This is a genomic window from Providencia sp. Me31A (genome assembly GCF_050487165.1).
Lineage (GTDB): Bacteria > Pseudomonadota > Gammaproteobacteria > Enterobacterales > Enterobacteriaceae > Providencia.
This window is the reverse complement of sequence record NZ_JBKQGZ010000017.1, coordinates 29,645-45,677: the sequence shown is the minus strand read 5'-3', so window position 1 is coordinate 45,677 and position 16,033 is coordinate 29,645. Positions and strand designations below refer to the sequence as shown.

Here is a 16,033-nt window from a genome sequence, read left to right as displayed (position 1 = left end):
TTTTTTATCTTTACGAGTGGATCATGACTACCAAACAAGAAATTGAAGAACTAAAAAAACAATTACGTCACCATGAATATCAATATCATGTATTAGATGCGCCAGAAATTCCTGATGTTGAATACGATAAGCTGATGCAACGCTTGAAAAGCATTGAAGAAGCACACCCTGAGCTTATCACGAACGACTCACCAACCCAGCGAGTGGGCGCTGCACCTTTATCCGCTTTTGAAACGGTTCGTCATGAAATACCAATGTTGTCACTAGACAACGTATTTGATGAAGAAAGTTATTTAGCGTTCGATAAACGTGTGAGAGACCGATTAAAAAACCATGAACAGCTCACATTTTGTTGTGAGCTAAAGCTAGATGGCTTAGCGGTTAGCCTTTTATATGAGAATGGTGAGCTAGTGCAGGCTGCAACTCGTGGAGATGGCACTGTCGGTGAAAATATTACTGCCAATGTACGCACTATTCGTGCCATCCCTTTACGTTTAACGGGAGACAATATACCTGAGCGAGTGGAAATCCGTGGTGAAGTTTTTATGCCACAAAAAGGTTTCGAAGAACTGAATGAACAGGCGCGGAAGACGGGTGGAAAAGTTTTTGCCAATCCACGTAATGCTGCTGCTGGTTCTTTACGTCAGCTTGATCCACGTATAACGGCTAAAAGGCCATTAACTTTCTATTGTTATGGTGTCGGTCTAGTCGAAGGTGAAACGTTGCCTGATACTCATTATGAACGCCTAATGCTGTTTAAAAAATGGGGTTTGCCTGTGAGTGAGTATGTTCAGTTACGTGTAGGTTCTCAAGCGGTATTAGATTTTTATCATGAAATAGAGCGTGTTCGTCCTGAACTTGGCTTTGATATTGATGGTGTGGTTATCAAAGTAAACTCGATAGCAATTCAAGAGGAATTAGGCTTTGTGTCACGGGCTCCTCGTTGGGCGACGGCATTTAAGTTTCCTGCTCAAGAACAAATTACATTACTCAAAGATGTTGAGTTCCAAGTCGGTCGTACAGGCGCAATTACCCCTGTAGCTCGTTTAGAGCCCGTACAAGTAGCGGGTGTTATCGTGAGTAATGCCACATTGCATAATGCGGATGAAATTGAACGTCTTGGGGTACATATAGGCGATACTGTGGTTATCCGACGTGCAGGCGATGTTATTCCTCAAATTGTGAGCGTTGTTGTAGAGCAACGTCCTGCCGATAGCCGTGCAATTGTATTTCCAACCCATTGTCCAGTTTGTGGTTCTGACATTGAGCGTGTTGAAGGCGAAGCCGTCGCGCGCTGTACTGGCGGGCTGATTTGTGGGGCTCAACGTAAAGAAGCGTTAAAACACTTTGTGTCTCGCCGTGCAATGGATGTTGATGGTATGGGGGACAAAATCATCGACCAATTGGTTGATAAAGAGTATGTCAAAACGCCTGCTGACCTTTATCAATTAAGTGCAGGTATTTTAACTGGACTTGACCGTATGGGGCCAAAGTCAGCACAAAAATTGGTCGATGCATTAGATAAATCCAAGCAAACAACTTTGGCCCGCTTTATTTATGCGCTTGGTATTCGCGAAGTTGGAGAGGCAACAGCCGCTAACTTAGCGGCGCATTATGCCACTCTTGATGCAGTTATGGCCGCAGATGAAGAGTCTTTGAAGACAGTACAAGATATTGGGCATGTGGTAGCAAAGCATGTGGTGAACTTTTTTCACGAGGAACATAATAAAGCCGTCATTTATGACTTAGTGAATAAGGCAAATATCCATTGGCCGGAAGTGAAAGTGATTAATCGTGCTGAGATTGATAGCCCATTTGCAGGTAAAACGGTGGTATTAACGGGGTCAATGAGTATATTAACCCGTGATGAGGCAAAAGATAAATTAGTGGCATTAGGGGCGAAAGTGGCGGGTAGCGTTTCTAAGAAAACTGATATGGTAATCGCAGGGGAAGCCGCAGGTTCAAAATTAGCTAAGGCAAATAAATTAGGAATTCCTGTTATTGATGAAGATGAGCTAATTCGTTTGCTGAATATCGAATAGTAAACTATATTCTATTTGGCTTAGTTACTGGATTTGAATCAAGCGAGTTTGAATTAAGTGGCTAAGCCAGTCGTAGGTTATTGTAAGACATAAACTAAATTTTCATTTATATTTCTATACAAAAAAGGTCATTTGACTCTTTCTTCATGATTAAAACGTGATCTCCTTCTGTTTTTAGCAAAATACACATAGTAAGTTTTCATTTAAATGTGACCGTTGTCTCATTTAAATGTTATCTATTACATAGAATATACGCATAGACTGATTCTTAAATTTGTTGGAGTCGCATATGACCTCGATCCTGCATTTCGTTTTGTCCTTAGTAGTAATTGCTGCTCTTGCTATTTTAGCAAGTAGTAATCGTAGAGGTATCCGTCCTCGCTATGTTGTTCAACTGCTGGTTATTCAAATTGCATTAGCGTATTTGTTCTTAAAATCTAATATTGGTGAATCCTTTGTTCTTGGTGTTGCAGGGGTGTTTACACACTTGTTGGGCTATGCGGCAGAAGGAACTAAGTTTATTTTCGGTGGGATGATTGAAGGCAACTTAGCATTCTTCTTCTTACAAGTACTGTGTCCGATTATTTTTATTTCTGCACTGATCGGGATCTTACAGCACATCAAAATTCTACCTATCGTGATCCGTATCATCGGTACTGTGTTATCGAAAGTGAACGGTATGGGGAAATTAGAATCTTTTAACGCAGTAAGCTCATTATTATTGGGTCAGTCAGAGAACTTTATTGCGTATAAAGATCAATTGAACCGCATGTCAGAGCGCAGAATGTACACTATGGCAGCAACGGCAATGTCTACAGTATCAATGTCTATCGTTGGTGCTTATATGACAATGCTAGAGCCTCGCTTTGTGGTTGCAGCGTTAGTATTGAATATGTTTGGTACTTTCGTCGTCCTATCATTAATCAACCCATACCCACCAGAAGGTGAAGAAGACATTCAAATGAGCAACCTGCATGAGGGTCAAAGCTTCTTTGAAATGTTAGGCGAATATATTCTTGCTGGGTTTAAAGTTGCGATTATCGTGTCTGCGATGTTGATTGGGTTTATTGCCCTGATCGCAATGGTTAATGGTATTTTCTCAGCCGTATTCGGTGTTGATTTCCAAACCATGTTAGGTTACGTGTTCTATCCGTTTGCTTGGATACTGGGTATTCCTGCGGATGAGGCCTTACAAGTGGGTGGTATCATGGCCGTTAAGATGGTAACCAATGAGTTCGTTGCAATGGATGGCTTACAAGCGATTGCAGGTGGCTTATCTGAGCGTTCTATTGGTATCTTATCGGTATTCTTAGTCTCTTTTGCCAATTTCTCTTCCATCGGTATCATTGCAGGTGCGATTAAAGGCTTAGATGAAAAACAAGGTAACACCGTTGCTCGTTTTGGTTTGAAATTACTGTACGGTTCAACGTTAGTTAGCTTCTTATCAGCGGCTGTTGTTGGGTTAGTTTTGTAATCGACAAAAACATGTTAAATTAAAAAACGGCGTTCAGATGAGCGCCGTTTTTTTGTCTAAGGTGAAATAGAGAAATAATGATGGAAAAGCAAGATCTTATTGATATGGCGAATACCTATATGCCATTTGGTAAATACAAAGGCTGTGTGCTAATTGATTTACCAGAAGAATATTTATTATGGTTTTATAAAAAGGGAGAGTTTCCAGCAGGGCGTTTAGGCCAACTAATGGAAATGACGTTAGGGTTAAAAATCGAAGGGTTAGAAGGCCTCGTAAAACCGTTAAAGCGAGGTTAATTATGCCCAAGTGCGTTAGTAATTTTTTGGCTTAAAGCAATAAACAATTCTTGTTCTTGCGGCGTTAATACCGCTTTCACTTTAGCTGCATTTTCAGCACGCCCTATCGCTGCACGTTGTAAAAACTGGTGCCCTTTTTCAGTTAAATGGGTAATCAACTCCCGCCTATCTTGCTCTGATTGATATTGTTCTACGAAATCATAGGATTTCAGGACTCGTAGAAATTTCGATAAATTTTGGCGGGAAAGACCAAGAGATTGGCTTAATTGGCTGGGTGTTAAATCGCCTTTTAGTCTCAATATTTCCAGAACGTCATATTGCCCCCAAGTGATTTGCTCAGGGGTAAAGCTGACCCTGCGTGCGACTAACGTGCATTGCAACAGGGAAAGGGCATCTTCAAGAGAATTAGACATCATCATTATTCCTTAATATTCAATATACTGAGTATATATTGGTTTTAATGATAATACGATGAGTTGATTAACTTTGGTTAATTAATTATAGTTAACTAAAGTTAACTATAATTGAGGTGAATTGTGGATAAATTCAATCATCGAGTAGCACTCATTACAGGGGCATCAACAGGTGTCGGGTTTGGTATTGCGAAAAAACTGCATCTTCTTGGTGCCAGCGTTGTTATTACAGGGCGTAATGAAACCGCTTTGCAACAAGCGGTTCAAGAGATAGACCCAGCAGGCAACCGTGTTTGGGCGATAAGAATGGATGTGGCAAATGCGCAAGACTTTAAAACAACAGTCGAAAAAATAGAGCAAAAATATGGTGCTTTGCACTATTTAGTGAATAATGCGGGGATCACAGGCCCTCATGGGGTAAACATTGAAGATTATCCTTTAGAGGCTTGGCACGAGGTGATTGAAACCGATATAACAGGGGCTTTTCACGGCATGAAATATAGTATTCCGGCTATTTTACGCAGTGGAGGCGGTGCAATTGTGAATTTGTCTGCTTGTAATGGTGTGGCTGGGATAGCGGGGATAGCCCCCTATACAGCAGCAAAACACGCTGTATTAGGGTTAACACGTTCAGCCGCCTTAGAGAATGCACAAAAAGGCATCCGTATTAATGCCATTGGCCCCGGTTATGTAGAAACACCGAATATTGCAATGTTACCGCAAGAAACGCAAAAATGGATGGCTTCAACCCATCCAATGGGCAGGATGGCAACACGAGAAGAAATTGCCAACGTGGTCGCTTTTTTGTTATCTGATGATAGTAGCTTTATTACGGGGGCATTTATTCCTGTTGATGGGGGTTATACAACACAATAATAAGCCGTTAGGGTTTGGCGTCTGTTCGGCAATGAGATAAGACGCCAATTACATTTAGAAAAACTAAATTTGCCTACTATGTGGCAATATTACCAAAGGTGACTAAACGTGCTGAAATCATCGGATTTGTAAAATGGATAAAACAGAAAATAGCTTACTAGGAAGATAAGATGGTGGAGCTAAGCGGGATCGAACCGCTGACCTCTTGCATGCCATGCAAGCGCTCTCCCAGCTGAGCTATAGCCCCAATCGATAGATTTTGTTGTTTTAAATATGCCACCTAACAGGGAATTAGATGGTGGAGCTAAGCGGGATCGAACCGCTGACCTCTTGCATGCCATGCAAGCGCTCTCCCAGCTGAGCTATAGCCCCAAACAAAATCTTTTTGACGAAAGGCATCATATTCAAGCTAGGTTAGAGTGTCAATAAAATAATCGGGTTTTAGGTTTAATTGCTGAAATATAGAACATTTTGCAAGTGATTAAGTGAGAGGCGTGAATTGCCCCCAATAAATTGAGGGCAAGAGATTTCAATTATTGTGCGGAAGCTTCACGTTCAGCAATAAAAGCTAATGCTTTGTCAATACGAGCAATAGAACGTGCTTGCCCGATTGCATGGACAGTTACATCAAGTCCAGGGGACTGACCTGCACCAGTAACAGCAACACGTAATGGCATGCCGACTTTCCCCATACCAACGTCTAGCTCAGTTGCAGTGGCTTCGATGGCTTGATGGACATTTTCAGCTGTCCAATCGGTGATAGCTGCTAGTTTGTCTTTTACCACTTCTAATGGTTGGCGAGCGACGGGGCGTAAGTGTTTCTTAGCCGCATCAGCGTCAAACTCGTCAAAGTCTTGGTAGAAATAATGGCAAGATTCAGCCATCTCTTTCAATGTTTTACAGCGGTCACCTAATAATTTAATCAAATCAACTAATTGAGGGCCAGTACTGGTATCAATATTTTGTTGTTCGATATGCCATGCTAGGTAAGTAGCGACTTCTTCAGCTGGTAATGTATTGATATAATGGTGGTTTAACCACAGCAGTTTATCAGTGTTAAATGCACTAGCAGACTTACTGATAGCATCGAGGGTGAAGTACTCTTGCATTTCTTCAATTGTGAAGATTTCTTGGTCGCCGTGAGACCAACCTAAGCGTACTAAATAGTTAAGGAGAGCTTGTGGTAGGTAGCCATCATCGCGATACTGCATAACACTGACTGCACCATGACGTTTCGATAGTTTCTTACCATCGTCACCTAAAATCATCGAAACGTGCGCATATACGGGTACAGGTGCACCTAATGCTTTTAGGATGTTGATTTGGCGAGGTGTGTTGTTGATATGATCTTCACCACGGATAACATGCGTAATTTCCATATCCCAGTCATCAATAACTACACAGAAATTATAAGTTGGTGAACCATCAGTACGACGAATAATTAAGTCATCCAGTTCTTGGTTACTAAATTCAATTGGGCCACGGATTTTGTCATCAAAAATCACAGAGCCATCTTGTGGGTTACGGAAACGAACAACATGTGGCTCATCAGCAGTGTGGTTATGTGCGTGGTCACGGCAGCAACCATCATAACGAGGTTTTTCGTTATTCGCCATTTGCTTTTCACGTAAAGCTTCTAAGCGTTCTTTTGAGCAGAAACAACGATACGCTGTACCTGCTTCTAACATTTGGTCAATAACAGCGTTATAGCGGTCAAAACGTTTGGTCTGATAATACGGGCCTTCATCCCAATTTAAATTCAACCAGTTCATACCGTCCATAATGGCATCGATAGCTTCCTGAGTTGAGCGTTCTAAGTCGGTATCTTCAATACGCAGGACAAATTCGCCCTGATTGTGGCGACTAAATAACCAGGAATACAGAGCAGTACGCGCACCACCAACGTGTAAATAGCCTGTTGGGCTAGGTGCAAAACGGGTTTTGATTTTACTCATCGAGATTGCCTTAATTGCAAAACATTGTTTTTGAAGCGCTTACAAGTTTATTCTGGAAAATTGAACGTTGAGTTCCTTTTAATGAAAGAAGGAAATTATTTGACGTTCTGAAATCGTGAAGTTTGTAAGCATTGCTAAAATGTCCCTCTATTCTATCATCCTGTGGTGATTCCTCAATCAAGTTATGAAGATAGAAGAAAAGAAAGTGGCAGGAGGGGCTAATGACTTAAAAGAATGAGATGGAAAAATTATTTTTACTTTTTGTGAAGATGAAAAGGCTAAATTATCTAGGTGATTGATTAAAAAGACAGCTTTTCTGGCGGATATTGGAACATCTTGATTATTTTTGCAACGAACGAAAAAAATCTATCGAAAAAGCGTTGACTCTGAACTCCGTATCCCTATAATGCACCTCCATCGACGACGGGGCGATTAGCTCAGTTGGTAGAGCACCTCCCTTACAAGGAGGGGGTCAGTGGTTCGAGCCCGCTATCGCCCACCACCGTCGACGATGAAAATAAATAATTGGGCGATTAGCTCAGTTGGTAGAGCACCTCCCTTACAAGGAGGGGGTCAGTGGTTCGAGCCCGCTATCGCCCACCAATTATTTATTGCAATGTAGTAGTATAAGTCATGAAGTGGGCGATTAGCTCAGTTGGTAGAGCATCTCCCTTACAAGGAGGGGGTCAGTGGTTCGAGCCCGCTATCGCCCACCACTTCATTCGTTACTCGCATTAAAATACATATTTAGATGGGTCGTTAGCTCAGTCGGTAGAGCAGTTGACTTTTAATCAATTGGTCGCAGGTTCGAATCCTGCACGACCCACCATCTAAAAATAAGAAATTAAAGTAATATCCAGATGGGTCGTTAGCTCAGTCGGTAGAGCAGTTGACTTTTAATCAATTGGTCGCAGGTTCGAATCCTGCACGACCCACCATCTAATACTTCCTCCGAAACCCAGTAAATACTCAGTCATCAAGCCCTTGGTAAACTGGTTGCAGGTTAGGCTGTAAGCCAGATCCATAGGATCAAAATCCTGCATGATCTACTATCCCAAAACACACTCCAAGCAAGTAATTCAATTTAGTATTTTCAGTCGCTTAATGATGCGCGTTTTTTAATCGCATGTTAATTAAGGTGTCAATTAAATATTAATTGATAGGTTGTTTTATAGGATATAAAAAAGCAATAACCATGAATGTAGATGATAGTAGTTTCAGGAGGGAAGTAAAGTATTGTCGAATTGTCATTTAGTGATAGTTGAAATATAGAACTGTTAATGCAAAATATGACGATATTAAATATCAATTGTCTTCTTTAGAGGATAAAAAAACAAGATTAAAAACAGATTATCTAATAATAGTATTTGGTCATAATTTTGTGATGTTCATCAAGTAAAATGAATAATAAACTTTATTAACGTTATGCTTTTGTTATGTTGAATAATGTTATTTGGTAAATTCTTACCTAGCTACTTTAAAAATTTAGCGTTTAAAATGAATGTAACAGACCATTAACTTTTGCAGGTTATTGATGTTTAATATTGTTAAATGGTTATAGAAGTAAAATATACTGTTTTTACTTTTATTTACATTTAAACATCAAATTTGCTTGCTTTTTAGCTTTTCTAATGGAATTGTCACTATAAAATCATTAATATTGTTACAGTGTTAAATTATTCTGTTTATTTCCTTTATTTTTAGGTTATACCTCTACACTTGAGTATTTATTTAGGTAAATATTTTGGTGTTAACTAAATGACAGGAGCTATATAGGTACGATATGAAGTTTATACTCTAATTTAACATCATGATATTTAAAAGTTTATTTGTTTTTTTATAGAGATAAATTAGCCTGAAATATTTTGTTACATAGTTGCAATGTCACTTTAAGACTAGTTGAAACTAATTAGGAGGCTAGTATATCATTCCTTTCGATAGAGGCTGAATCGTTAGAAGCAGTATCAGCGTTATACATATTAAATAAAGATAAAAATAAAAAAATGCGGTTAACTACCTGCTGATTTTTATTTCATTAATATAAATTGAAGCGAGAATGTTTATGAATACAAAATATCCTGTCGCTTGTGCAGTTGGACAAAAAATTAAAACGCTAAGAAAAGCTCAAGGCTATACAGTTTTCCAGTTAGCTAAAGAGATAGATATAAGCGAACAACAATTATTTCGTTACGAGCGTGGTGTAAATCGTATTGATATAGATTGCCTTGTTCGCGTATTAAAAGTATTAGGCGTTAATATGGGTGAATTCTTTAGTGAAATACTACAGGATGACACACAAGCAGATGAGAGTATGGATACAAAAGGGTTCGATGATTCCATTTATACTCTTGTGTAATATAAATAATTATTTTGTCTCAAAATGAAACTTTAATTTGTTTTTATTTTTAATTGTTTCAATTAAGAACACAAATTAACACACGTTCTGTGTGCATTTCAAAAAAGAGTATATTTATATTATTTATCTCTTATAACGAGTTATAAAAAAATAAAAGCCCAAATAGGGCTTTTATTTTTTACAATATAACATTGAAACTAAATTATTGACCTAGATAACGACTTATTAGTAAATAATGTTCACTTATTTTATGTAATAATAGGTAGTTATATTTCCCCATTTTTATGGCTGCAAATAAGACAAATTTATTAATTACACTTATTAGTGGTAACGCGCCTTTTTCGCTAAGTAGTCCCCAATAAATTGCATACCTTGGACTATAATGACTAGAGTAATAACCGTTATTGCCATTGCGACATTATCAAAACGTTGATAGCCATAGTTTAATGCCAAATCACCAACACCGCCGCCGCCAACTGCTCCGGCCATCGCTGTTGCACCCACTAGTGTAATACTTGCTGCGGTGAGGCTTAGTATCAGTGATGATTTTGCTTCCGGCAAAATAAAATGCCAAACAATTTGCCAATTCGTCGCACCCATTGAGTCTGCTGCTTCAATAATTCCTGAATGTACGCTAAGTAAGGAATTTTCGACTAAGCGGGCAGTATAAGGTGCGATGAAAATCACTAAAGGTACAATTGCAGCGGTTGTTCCTATTGATGTACCGACCATAAAACGTGTTAATGGGATCATTGCAACCAACAGGATAATAAAAGGTAATGAACGGATAATGTTAATGATTGGATTAATAATCCGATAAATGGATTTATTTTCCCATATACCTTCAGGCCTTGTAACGACTAATAAAATGCCTAATAGGATACCGAATAGTGAGCCTAGAACGAGGGCGATGCTCACCATGGTGAATGTTTCAGACATGGCTAACAAAAATTGTTTACTGGTTAAAGCAGTTTCAAATAACTGTGTCATAGTACGCCCTTATTAACAGCAACCCCGTGGTGGCGAAGAAACAAAATAGCTTCATCAATGTTGTTTTCATTACCGATGAGCTGGACAAACATACTACCGAGGACAACCCCGCTAATTTCTTTCATATTGGCGAAGAGTATATTAATTTTGACGATTTCTTTTAGCATCAGCTCGTTAACAACGGGTTGCTGTGCAGAAGAACCTAAAAATTCAAGCCGATAGACATTTTGTTGATGTTCTAAATTATGAAGTACGCGTTCAGGGATCTCTTGGTTTAATACGGTTCCAACGAATCTTTGTGTCGTTTGCTGTTGCGGATTAGCGAATATGTCCAGCACTGTGCCTTCCTCTACAATCTGTCCTGACTCCATAACGGCGACACGGTTACAAATTTGCTCTATGACCTCCATTTCATGAGTAACTAACAATATAGTTATCTTTTGCTCTTGATTGATTTTCTTCAATAATTGCAATATTGAGCGTGTAGTTTGCGGATCAAGTGCTGATGTTGCCTCATCACATAATAATATTTGTGGGTTATTAATCAGTGCTCGGGCGATGCCAACACGTTGTTTTTGCCCTCCAGACAGTTGCCCAGGGTATTGGTTTTTTTTATCAGTAAGTTCAACATATTCAAGAATGTTATCTACTCGATGATTAATTTCTTGCTTATCAACGCCTGACAATAGCAGTGGCATCGCGATGTTTTGTGCAACAGTTTTCGTTTCCAATAAATTAAAATGTTGGAAAACCATACCAATACTTTTTTTATGTGCACGTATCTCAGCTGGGGTATGGTGGGCAATATTTTCTCCATTAATGATAACCGCACCGCTAGTTGGTTTTTCTAATTGATTGACTAAGCGGATTAGTGAGCTTTTACCTGCCCCGCTATAGCCAATAAAGCCAAAGATGTCTCCTTTATTGATGTGCAAATTAACATCTTGCAATGCAACTAAAGATTGCCCATCTTTCTCATATATTTTTTGAATATTTTGAAAGGTAATCATGATTTACTCTACTTTATCAGTTAGTTGCATACGTTCTGAAGGTGATGCCGCAGGCTTCCATTCGTCTCCAAGTAACTCAGCGTCTTGGCTGGTTTTGACTAATTCAAGGTGTTGTTCGCGGTGAGCAAGGTACAATTGAGCTGCAATGTGGTCTGCTAATCGTTCCGCACCTATGTTTGTTCCTGGGATCAAACCAATAACCGGCCCCATACTGAGTGAGGCACTCAGGTTGAAACAATACAATTGATTAACTTTATAGTTTTCATCGTTTTGTTTAGCTTGTAACTCAAAATGGTTACCTAAATATGGGTGTGATGCTAGCTCTGTATTTTCTTCACTACTGGGGGGGATATAAACATCACCCCATGTTTTAATTAAGGGGGCTAGTCGGTTAAATGCATGATGTTTAGACCAATTAATGCGATATCCTGTCGCGAGGATCAAATAATCTAATGTGAACTTTCCATTCGTTGTAGTGATGTGTAATTTTTTATTTTTTAATTCAATGAATTTAATTTGGGTATTGAAATTAAAATAAGCATTTTCATGGCGAGAAACGCGTAAGGTACTCCCATGCGGAGCAGGAGTTTTAGCCTTAGCAACATAGTCAGCGTAGTGCCATTTTTGAGCATCTGTAAAATACGCATATGCATTGGTAAAGCCTGCGCTACCTGCCACTTTTCCGCGGTTTACACGAGGCATATCAGCGGCACGGATTAAAATTTCAACAGACTTAGCACCATTTTCCAATGCTGTTGCGGAGCTATCCATCGCACCGGCACTATAACCTACAACGCCAAGGTCGAGTCCCTTAAAGCGGCGATAATCTGTCCCTGCATATGAATGTTCCCAATAGGATGTTGGTATATCATTCATGAAACTTGGTATATTCGCTTCACTAAAGGATTCCATTCCTGTCGCTAAAATAACGTGCTGAGCTTTATAACGTACTGTACCTGTCGGGGTTTTAAAGATCAGTTCTCGATAGTTGTCAGCAAGAATAATATCAATCAATTGATATTGGTTGAAGACATGTGGCGAGGTCATAGTTTTAAACCATTGTAGATATTCATCCCATTGTAATCTTGGAATTTTATCGAGCGCTTCCCATTCTTGGATTCCAAACTGCGCTTTGAACCAAGCTTGAAACGTTAAAGAAGGAGAGGCTAGGGCTGGACCAACAACTTGTTTTGGTGAACGTAATGTTTCCATCAGCGCAGGGGTTTTCCAAGGGCCTTCTTTACCTGCGGGAGCTTGGTCGAAAATAATGGCATTAATTCCACGTAATTTTAGGGCAAATGCAGCGGTGACTCCTGACATACCCGCGCCGATAATAGCAACATCAATACATTGTTTTTCTTTACTATTTTCTGATAATGACCACTCGGAGATGGGTAAGTTAAGATACTGCAAATCTTGCTCTATTTGTGCTTCTAGTGCGGCCAAACCTGTTAACAGTTCCATTGCGTTATTCCTTATTTTCTACTTTTTCAAAAGGTTCACCTAAAGAGAGCATTAAACGATTTGCCCATGAAAAGAATGCGCTGGATTGAATGAGATCCAATAATTCAAGTTCGGATAAGCCGAGTTTTCGCAATACAGCAACTTGCGAAGCATTGGCTTGAATTGGGGTTGCAGACAATGAGGCGACCAAATCCGTTACTGCAAGTAGCCTTTCATCAAAGCCTTCTGCAAGTACCGAACCGGCAGGGGTTGCCAGTAATTTATCAACATCTGTGCGACGCTCTTTGGCATATTGGCTCGCTTTTCGTGCATGAACTGATGCACAGTAAATGCAGCCATTAACTTTACTTACCACAGCGGCTGCGAATTCACGTTCCCAGCGAGGAAGACCTCCCGAGGTATAAAATACACCACGGTCCACTAGTGTGCGTAGTTCTAAAATTTTACTTTGATGGGCCAACAGTAAAAAATATTCTGAATTTAACTGGCCAAATTTTTTCATGGTCTGAATTTCTTCAGGCGACAATGTACTTGGCTCTCTTGCTGTTAACCAAGACTCCCAGCCTAAATTATTTTGAGTAAAGGCAGTTGGCGAAGGTTTCCCTTGTTTGGTGAATGGTTGGTGGTTCCAGTTGCCTGCAACGGCTTTAGTCTGTGAGCTGAAATTATCATCTATATTGGTAAGTAATAAGATCCCTTCAATAAGTCGTGATTGATAGGTGACATAAGTAATCAATTGAGCCAGCAAAATAAGATCACTTTCTTGCCAACCATGATTAGTTAGCTGTTCAATAAGCTGAAAACTCGTCTGTTTTGGTGATACAGTTAATATTTGCAGATATTCCTTTGCTGCTTTAATTGCAGGAACATCCTCGGATATCGTCGACTTTATTGACTGACGGTAAAACTCTGCAAGGCTTGGGCTACCAGTGATCATGGCAACTTGATGGGCTAAATCATATTTCAAATCTTCAGATAGAAGCGCAGAGGGGGCAGAAAATATGGCCTCAAATGAGGCTTGAGTATTATCTGTTGCAGCGGAACGTTCCTTGCGAACTTTAGCTAAGCTGGAATCTGGTGTTAAGTTAGTCAAAGAATTAATTAAATCGTCATTGAAAATAGTCATAAAGTAACTCACTTTTTGAAACGTTTTTTTATCTCCTTTATTACATATCATGCACATCATTTATCGAACGATCTATTTGTTATATCCTTATATCTAAATGTAATTAAAATTAGTTCTTATATTTCTTTTATATTAAGTTATAACGAGATGGTCTAAGTAGAACGCATAAATTATGATTATACTGCCCAAAACATCGTTACAGGGTCGTTATATATGTTAAAACAAAAATTAATAAATTTACCTTTGGTCGCTACAATAATTATCACGCTTTCTGCGTGTGGTGGGGATAATGAAAAAGATAATCCTAATAAAAAAGAAATTACTATAGGTTTTGGTGTTGGAAACTATATTGATCAAGTTGATAAAGGCATTGTTCCTATTTTAGAGAAAAAAGGATATACCGTTAATTTACGACAGTTTTCCCAAAACAGACAAATAAACCCTGCTTTTGAAGAAGGCTCTATTGATGCGTCAGTGAACCAAAGCCGCGCTTATATGGATGCTTATAACAAAAAAAATAATATTAATATGGTTGCATTGACGGATTCCCCGAGTGCACCACAAAGTTTGCGTTCAAAGAAACATAAAAGTCTTGATGAAGTGCAAGATGGCATGATTGTCGCTTTATCGAATGACCCTGTAAATGCTGAGCGAGGGGCGAGAATTTTAGAAGAATTAGGTTGGATTAAAATTAAACCTAATGTCAGTACATTAAGTTTTAGTGTCAATGATATCTCTGCGGGTAAATATAAATTAGATATCAGGGAGACTGATGCTGCACAAGGATTGCGTTTGTTAGATGACGTCGATTTTGTTGTGGTGAATGGGAATTATGTTGCAAGTGCGGGACAACGTATTGCGGATGGATTAGTGGTAGAAAATTCCCCGTTAGAGCATCGAGTGATTGTTACAGTAATGCAAAAAGATCTGGATTCTCAGTGGGCGAAAGACCTCAAAGATGCCTTTGAATCGAAAGAGTATGCAGATTATATTCGTTCACAGCGTATTTATGATGGTTTTATTGAACCTGAAAGCTGGAAGAAATACCCTAAATAAATTCTAGTCTTTTTATTTGTTATTTTATTCTACGTTGGCCACTAGTTTATTTGTAATTAGTGGCTTTTTTAGATGATTTATATGCTGAATGTGAAAATTATTCATGTTAAATAAGTGGATGTTTTAATGTTATTTATATACTTAATAAGTAAAGACAATATAACAATAGCGTACTAACCAAAAAATAAATCTGACAGGGGAAGATATGAATAATGAATTAATAAAGGCGTTAAATGTAATAAAGAATAAAAAATGGGTAGATTTGACTCATAGTTTTGATAAGAATTCTCCTCATTTTTTTATGTTTGAACCAGCTGAGTTTAAAACACTATTTGATTACTCTGATGGGTTCTTTGCTCAGCAATTTTCTTTTCCGGGGCAATATGGAACACATATTGATGCGCCGTGCCATTTTGTTGAAGGAACGCGCTTCTTACATGAATTGGAATTAAAAGAATTGGTTTTACCTTTAATTGTTATTGATCAGTCCGAAAGAGCAAATCAAGACCCTAATTTTGCATTTTCTCTGAATGATGTTTTAGCCTTTGAAAAGCAGCATGGTGTGATTGAGCAAGGTTGCTTTGTTGCATTACGTACCGATTGGAGCAAACGGTGGCCATCGCAAGAATTAATGGATAACAAAGACGAAGAAGGCAATAACCAAATACCGGGTTGGGGAATGGATGCACTCAAGTTTTTATTTGAGGAGCGAGGAATTAAAGCTATTGGACACGAAACATTTGACACCGATGCAGCCAAGGATTTTCGTAACAATAATGCTCTTCTTGGGGAGTATTATGTGTTAGAGCAAGATACTTATCAAGTTGAGCTATTGGCAAATCTGGATCAAGTGCCAACTCGGGGGGCAGTAATTTTTAATATTGTTGCTAAACCAAATAATGCGAGCGGATTTCCTGTACGTTCTTTTGCCATACTTCCATAAGCGGTTACGAAAAACTTATCAATCTGCCAGTA

At 38.9% G+C, this 16,033-nt stretch carries 13 protein-coding genes and 7 tRNA genes; 12 read left to right on the top strand and 8 right to left on the bottom strand.

Annotated features, from left to right (window positions below; translation table 11 throughout):
• Nucleotides 1-23: 23 nt before the first annotated feature.
• The 3 genes from ligA (at nucleotide 24) to ACLPIE_RS14775 (ending at nucleotide 3,812) form a co-directional block, all read left to right on the top strand.
• Complete coding sequence (gene ligA, locus ACLPIE_RS14785; protein WP_430262550.1) at nucleotides 24-2,042, top strand: NAD-dependent DNA ligase LigA; 2,019 nt, start codon at nucleotides 24-26, stop codon at nucleotides 2,040-2,042.
• A 289-nt stretch (nucleotides 2,043-2,331) separates the two neighbouring features.
• On the top strand, nucleotides 2,332-3,516 hold the full coding sequence (locus ACLPIE_RS14780; RefSeq protein ID WP_430262549.1) for a NupC/NupG family nucleoside CNT transporter: 1,185 nt from the start codon (nucleotides 2,332-2,334) through the stop codon (nucleotides 3,514-3,516).
• 80 nt (nucleotides 3,517-3,596) lie between these two features.
• Nucleotides 3,597-3,812 (top strand): DUF3820 family protein, encoded by a 216-nt coding sequence (locus tag ACLPIE_RS14775; RefSeq protein ID WP_004912576.1) that lies wholly within the window; start codon nucleotides 3,597-3,599, stop codon nucleotides 3,810-3,812.
• Here the strand turns inward: ACLPIE_RS14775 and ACLPIE_RS14770 are convergent.
• Nucleotides 3,809-4,231 carry a MarR family winged helix-turn-helix transcriptional regulator gene (locus tag ACLPIE_RS14770; RefSeq protein ID WP_430262548.1) on the bottom strand — a complete coding sequence of 141 codons (423 nt, stop codon included), beginning with the start codon at nucleotides 4,229-4,231 and terminating at the stop codon, nucleotides 3,809-3,811. The two genes, ACLPIE_RS14775 and ACLPIE_RS14770, sit on opposite strands and share 4 nt — an antisense overlap.
• Before the next feature lie 117 nt (nucleotides 4,232-4,348).
• Between ACLPIE_RS14770 and ACLPIE_RS14765 the strand changes: the two genes are divergently transcribed.
• Nucleotides 4,349-5,101 carry an SDR family NAD(P)-dependent oxidoreductase gene (locus ACLPIE_RS14765; protein WP_430262547.1) on the top strand — a complete coding sequence of 251 codons (753 nt, stop codon included), beginning with the start codon at nucleotides 4,349-4,351 and terminating at the stop codon, nucleotides 5,099-5,101.
• A gap of 171 nt (nucleotides 5,102-5,272) precedes the next feature.
• On the opposite strand, the gene ACLPIE_RS14760 is transcribed toward ACLPIE_RS14765, so the two are convergent.
• The 3 genes from ACLPIE_RS14760 to gltX all read right to left on the bottom strand — a co-directional run bounded on the left by ACLPIE_RS14760 (nucleotide 5,273) and on the right by gltX (nucleotide 7,056).
• A tRNA-Ala gene (locus ACLPIE_RS14760) sits at nucleotides 5,273-5,348 on the bottom strand.
• Nucleotides 5,349-5,397: 49 nt separating this feature from the next.
• A tRNA-Ala gene (locus ACLPIE_RS14755) sits at nucleotides 5,398-5,473 on the bottom strand.
• A 161-nt stretch (nucleotides 5,474-5,634) separates the two neighbouring features.
• A complete protein-coding gene (gene gltX / locus ACLPIE_RS14750) occupies nucleotides 5,635-7,056 on the bottom strand; it encodes a glutamate--tRNA ligase (RefSeq protein ID WP_430262546.1) in 1,422 nt (473 codons plus the stop codon).
• Between the two features lie 426 nt (nucleotides 7,057-7,482).
• Here gltX and ACLPIE_RS14745 point away from each other — a divergent pair.
• The 6 genes from ACLPIE_RS14745 (at nucleotide 7,483) to ACLPIE_RS14720 (ending at nucleotide 9,412) form a co-directional block, all read left to right on the top strand.
• Nucleotides 7,483-7,558: transfer RNA gene (locus ACLPIE_RS14745), tRNA-Val, on the top strand.
• A gap of 25 nt (nucleotides 7,559-7,583) precedes the next feature.
• Nucleotides 7,584-7,659: transfer RNA gene (locus ACLPIE_RS14740), tRNA-Val, on the top strand.
• Between the two features lie 37 nt (nucleotides 7,660-7,696).
• Nucleotides 7,697-7,772, top strand: a tRNA-Val gene (locus ACLPIE_RS14735).
• A gap of 37 nt (nucleotides 7,773-7,809) precedes the next feature.
• Nucleotides 7,810-7,885: transfer RNA gene (locus ACLPIE_RS14730), tRNA-Lys, on the top strand.
• A 33-nt stretch (nucleotides 7,886-7,918) separates the two neighbouring features.
• Nucleotides 7,919-7,994: transfer RNA gene (locus ACLPIE_RS14725), tRNA-Lys, on the top strand.
• 1,124 nt (nucleotides 7,995-9,118) lie between these two features.
• On the top strand, nucleotides 9,119-9,412 hold the full coding sequence (locus ACLPIE_RS14720) for a helix-turn-helix domain-containing protein (protein ID WP_430262545.1): 294 nt from the start codon (nucleotides 9,119-9,121) through the stop codon (nucleotides 9,410-9,412).
• 321 nt (nucleotides 9,413-9,733) lie between these two features.
• On the opposite strand, the gene ACLPIE_RS14715 is transcribed toward ACLPIE_RS14720, so the two are convergent.
• From ACLPIE_RS14715 to ACLPIE_RS14700, 4 genes are read right to left on the bottom strand one after another with little or no spacing between them, the layout of a single operon-like run.
• Nucleotides 9,734-10,402, bottom strand: coding sequence for a methionine ABC transporter permease (locus ACLPIE_RS14715; protein ID WP_430262544.1), 669 nt, complete (start codon nucleotides 10,400-10,402; stop codon nucleotides 9,734-9,736).
• On the bottom strand, nucleotides 10,399-11,412 hold the full coding sequence (locus tag ACLPIE_RS14710; RefSeq protein ID WP_430262543.1) for a methionine ABC transporter ATP-binding protein: 1,014 nt from the start codon (nucleotides 11,410-11,412) through the stop codon (nucleotides 10,399-10,401). The genes ACLPIE_RS14715 and ACLPIE_RS14710 overlap by 4 nt, the downstream gene beginning before the upstream one ends.
• Nucleotides 11,413-11,415: 3 nt before the next feature.
• Nucleotides 11,416-12,876 (bottom strand): FAD/NAD(P)-binding protein, encoded by a 1,461-nt coding sequence (locus tag ACLPIE_RS14705; protein WP_430262542.1) that lies wholly within the window; start codon nucleotides 12,874-12,876, stop codon nucleotides 11,416-11,418.
• A 4-nt stretch (nucleotides 12,877-12,880) separates the two neighbouring features.
• On the bottom strand, nucleotides 12,881-14,002 hold the full coding sequence (locus ACLPIE_RS14700; protein WP_430262541.1) for a CMD domain-containing protein: 1,122 nt from the start codon (nucleotides 14,000-14,002) through the stop codon (nucleotides 12,881-12,883).
• Nucleotides 14,003-14,215: 213 nt separating this feature from the next.
• Between ACLPIE_RS14700 and ACLPIE_RS14695 the strand changes: the two genes are divergently transcribed.
• Nucleotides 14,216-15,058, top strand: a complete 843-nt coding sequence (locus ACLPIE_RS14695) for a MetQ/NlpA family ABC transporter substrate-binding protein (RefSeq protein WP_430262540.1) — start codon at nucleotides 14,216-14,218, stop codon at nucleotides 15,056-15,058.
• Between the two features lie 205 nt (nucleotides 15,059-15,263).
• Nucleotides 15,264-16,001 (top strand): cyclase family protein, encoded by a 738-nt coding sequence (locus tag ACLPIE_RS14690; protein WP_430262539.1) that lies wholly within the window; start codon nucleotides 15,264-15,266, stop codon nucleotides 15,999-16,001.
• The last annotated feature ends 32 nt before the right edge of the window (nucleotides 16,002-16,033 follow it).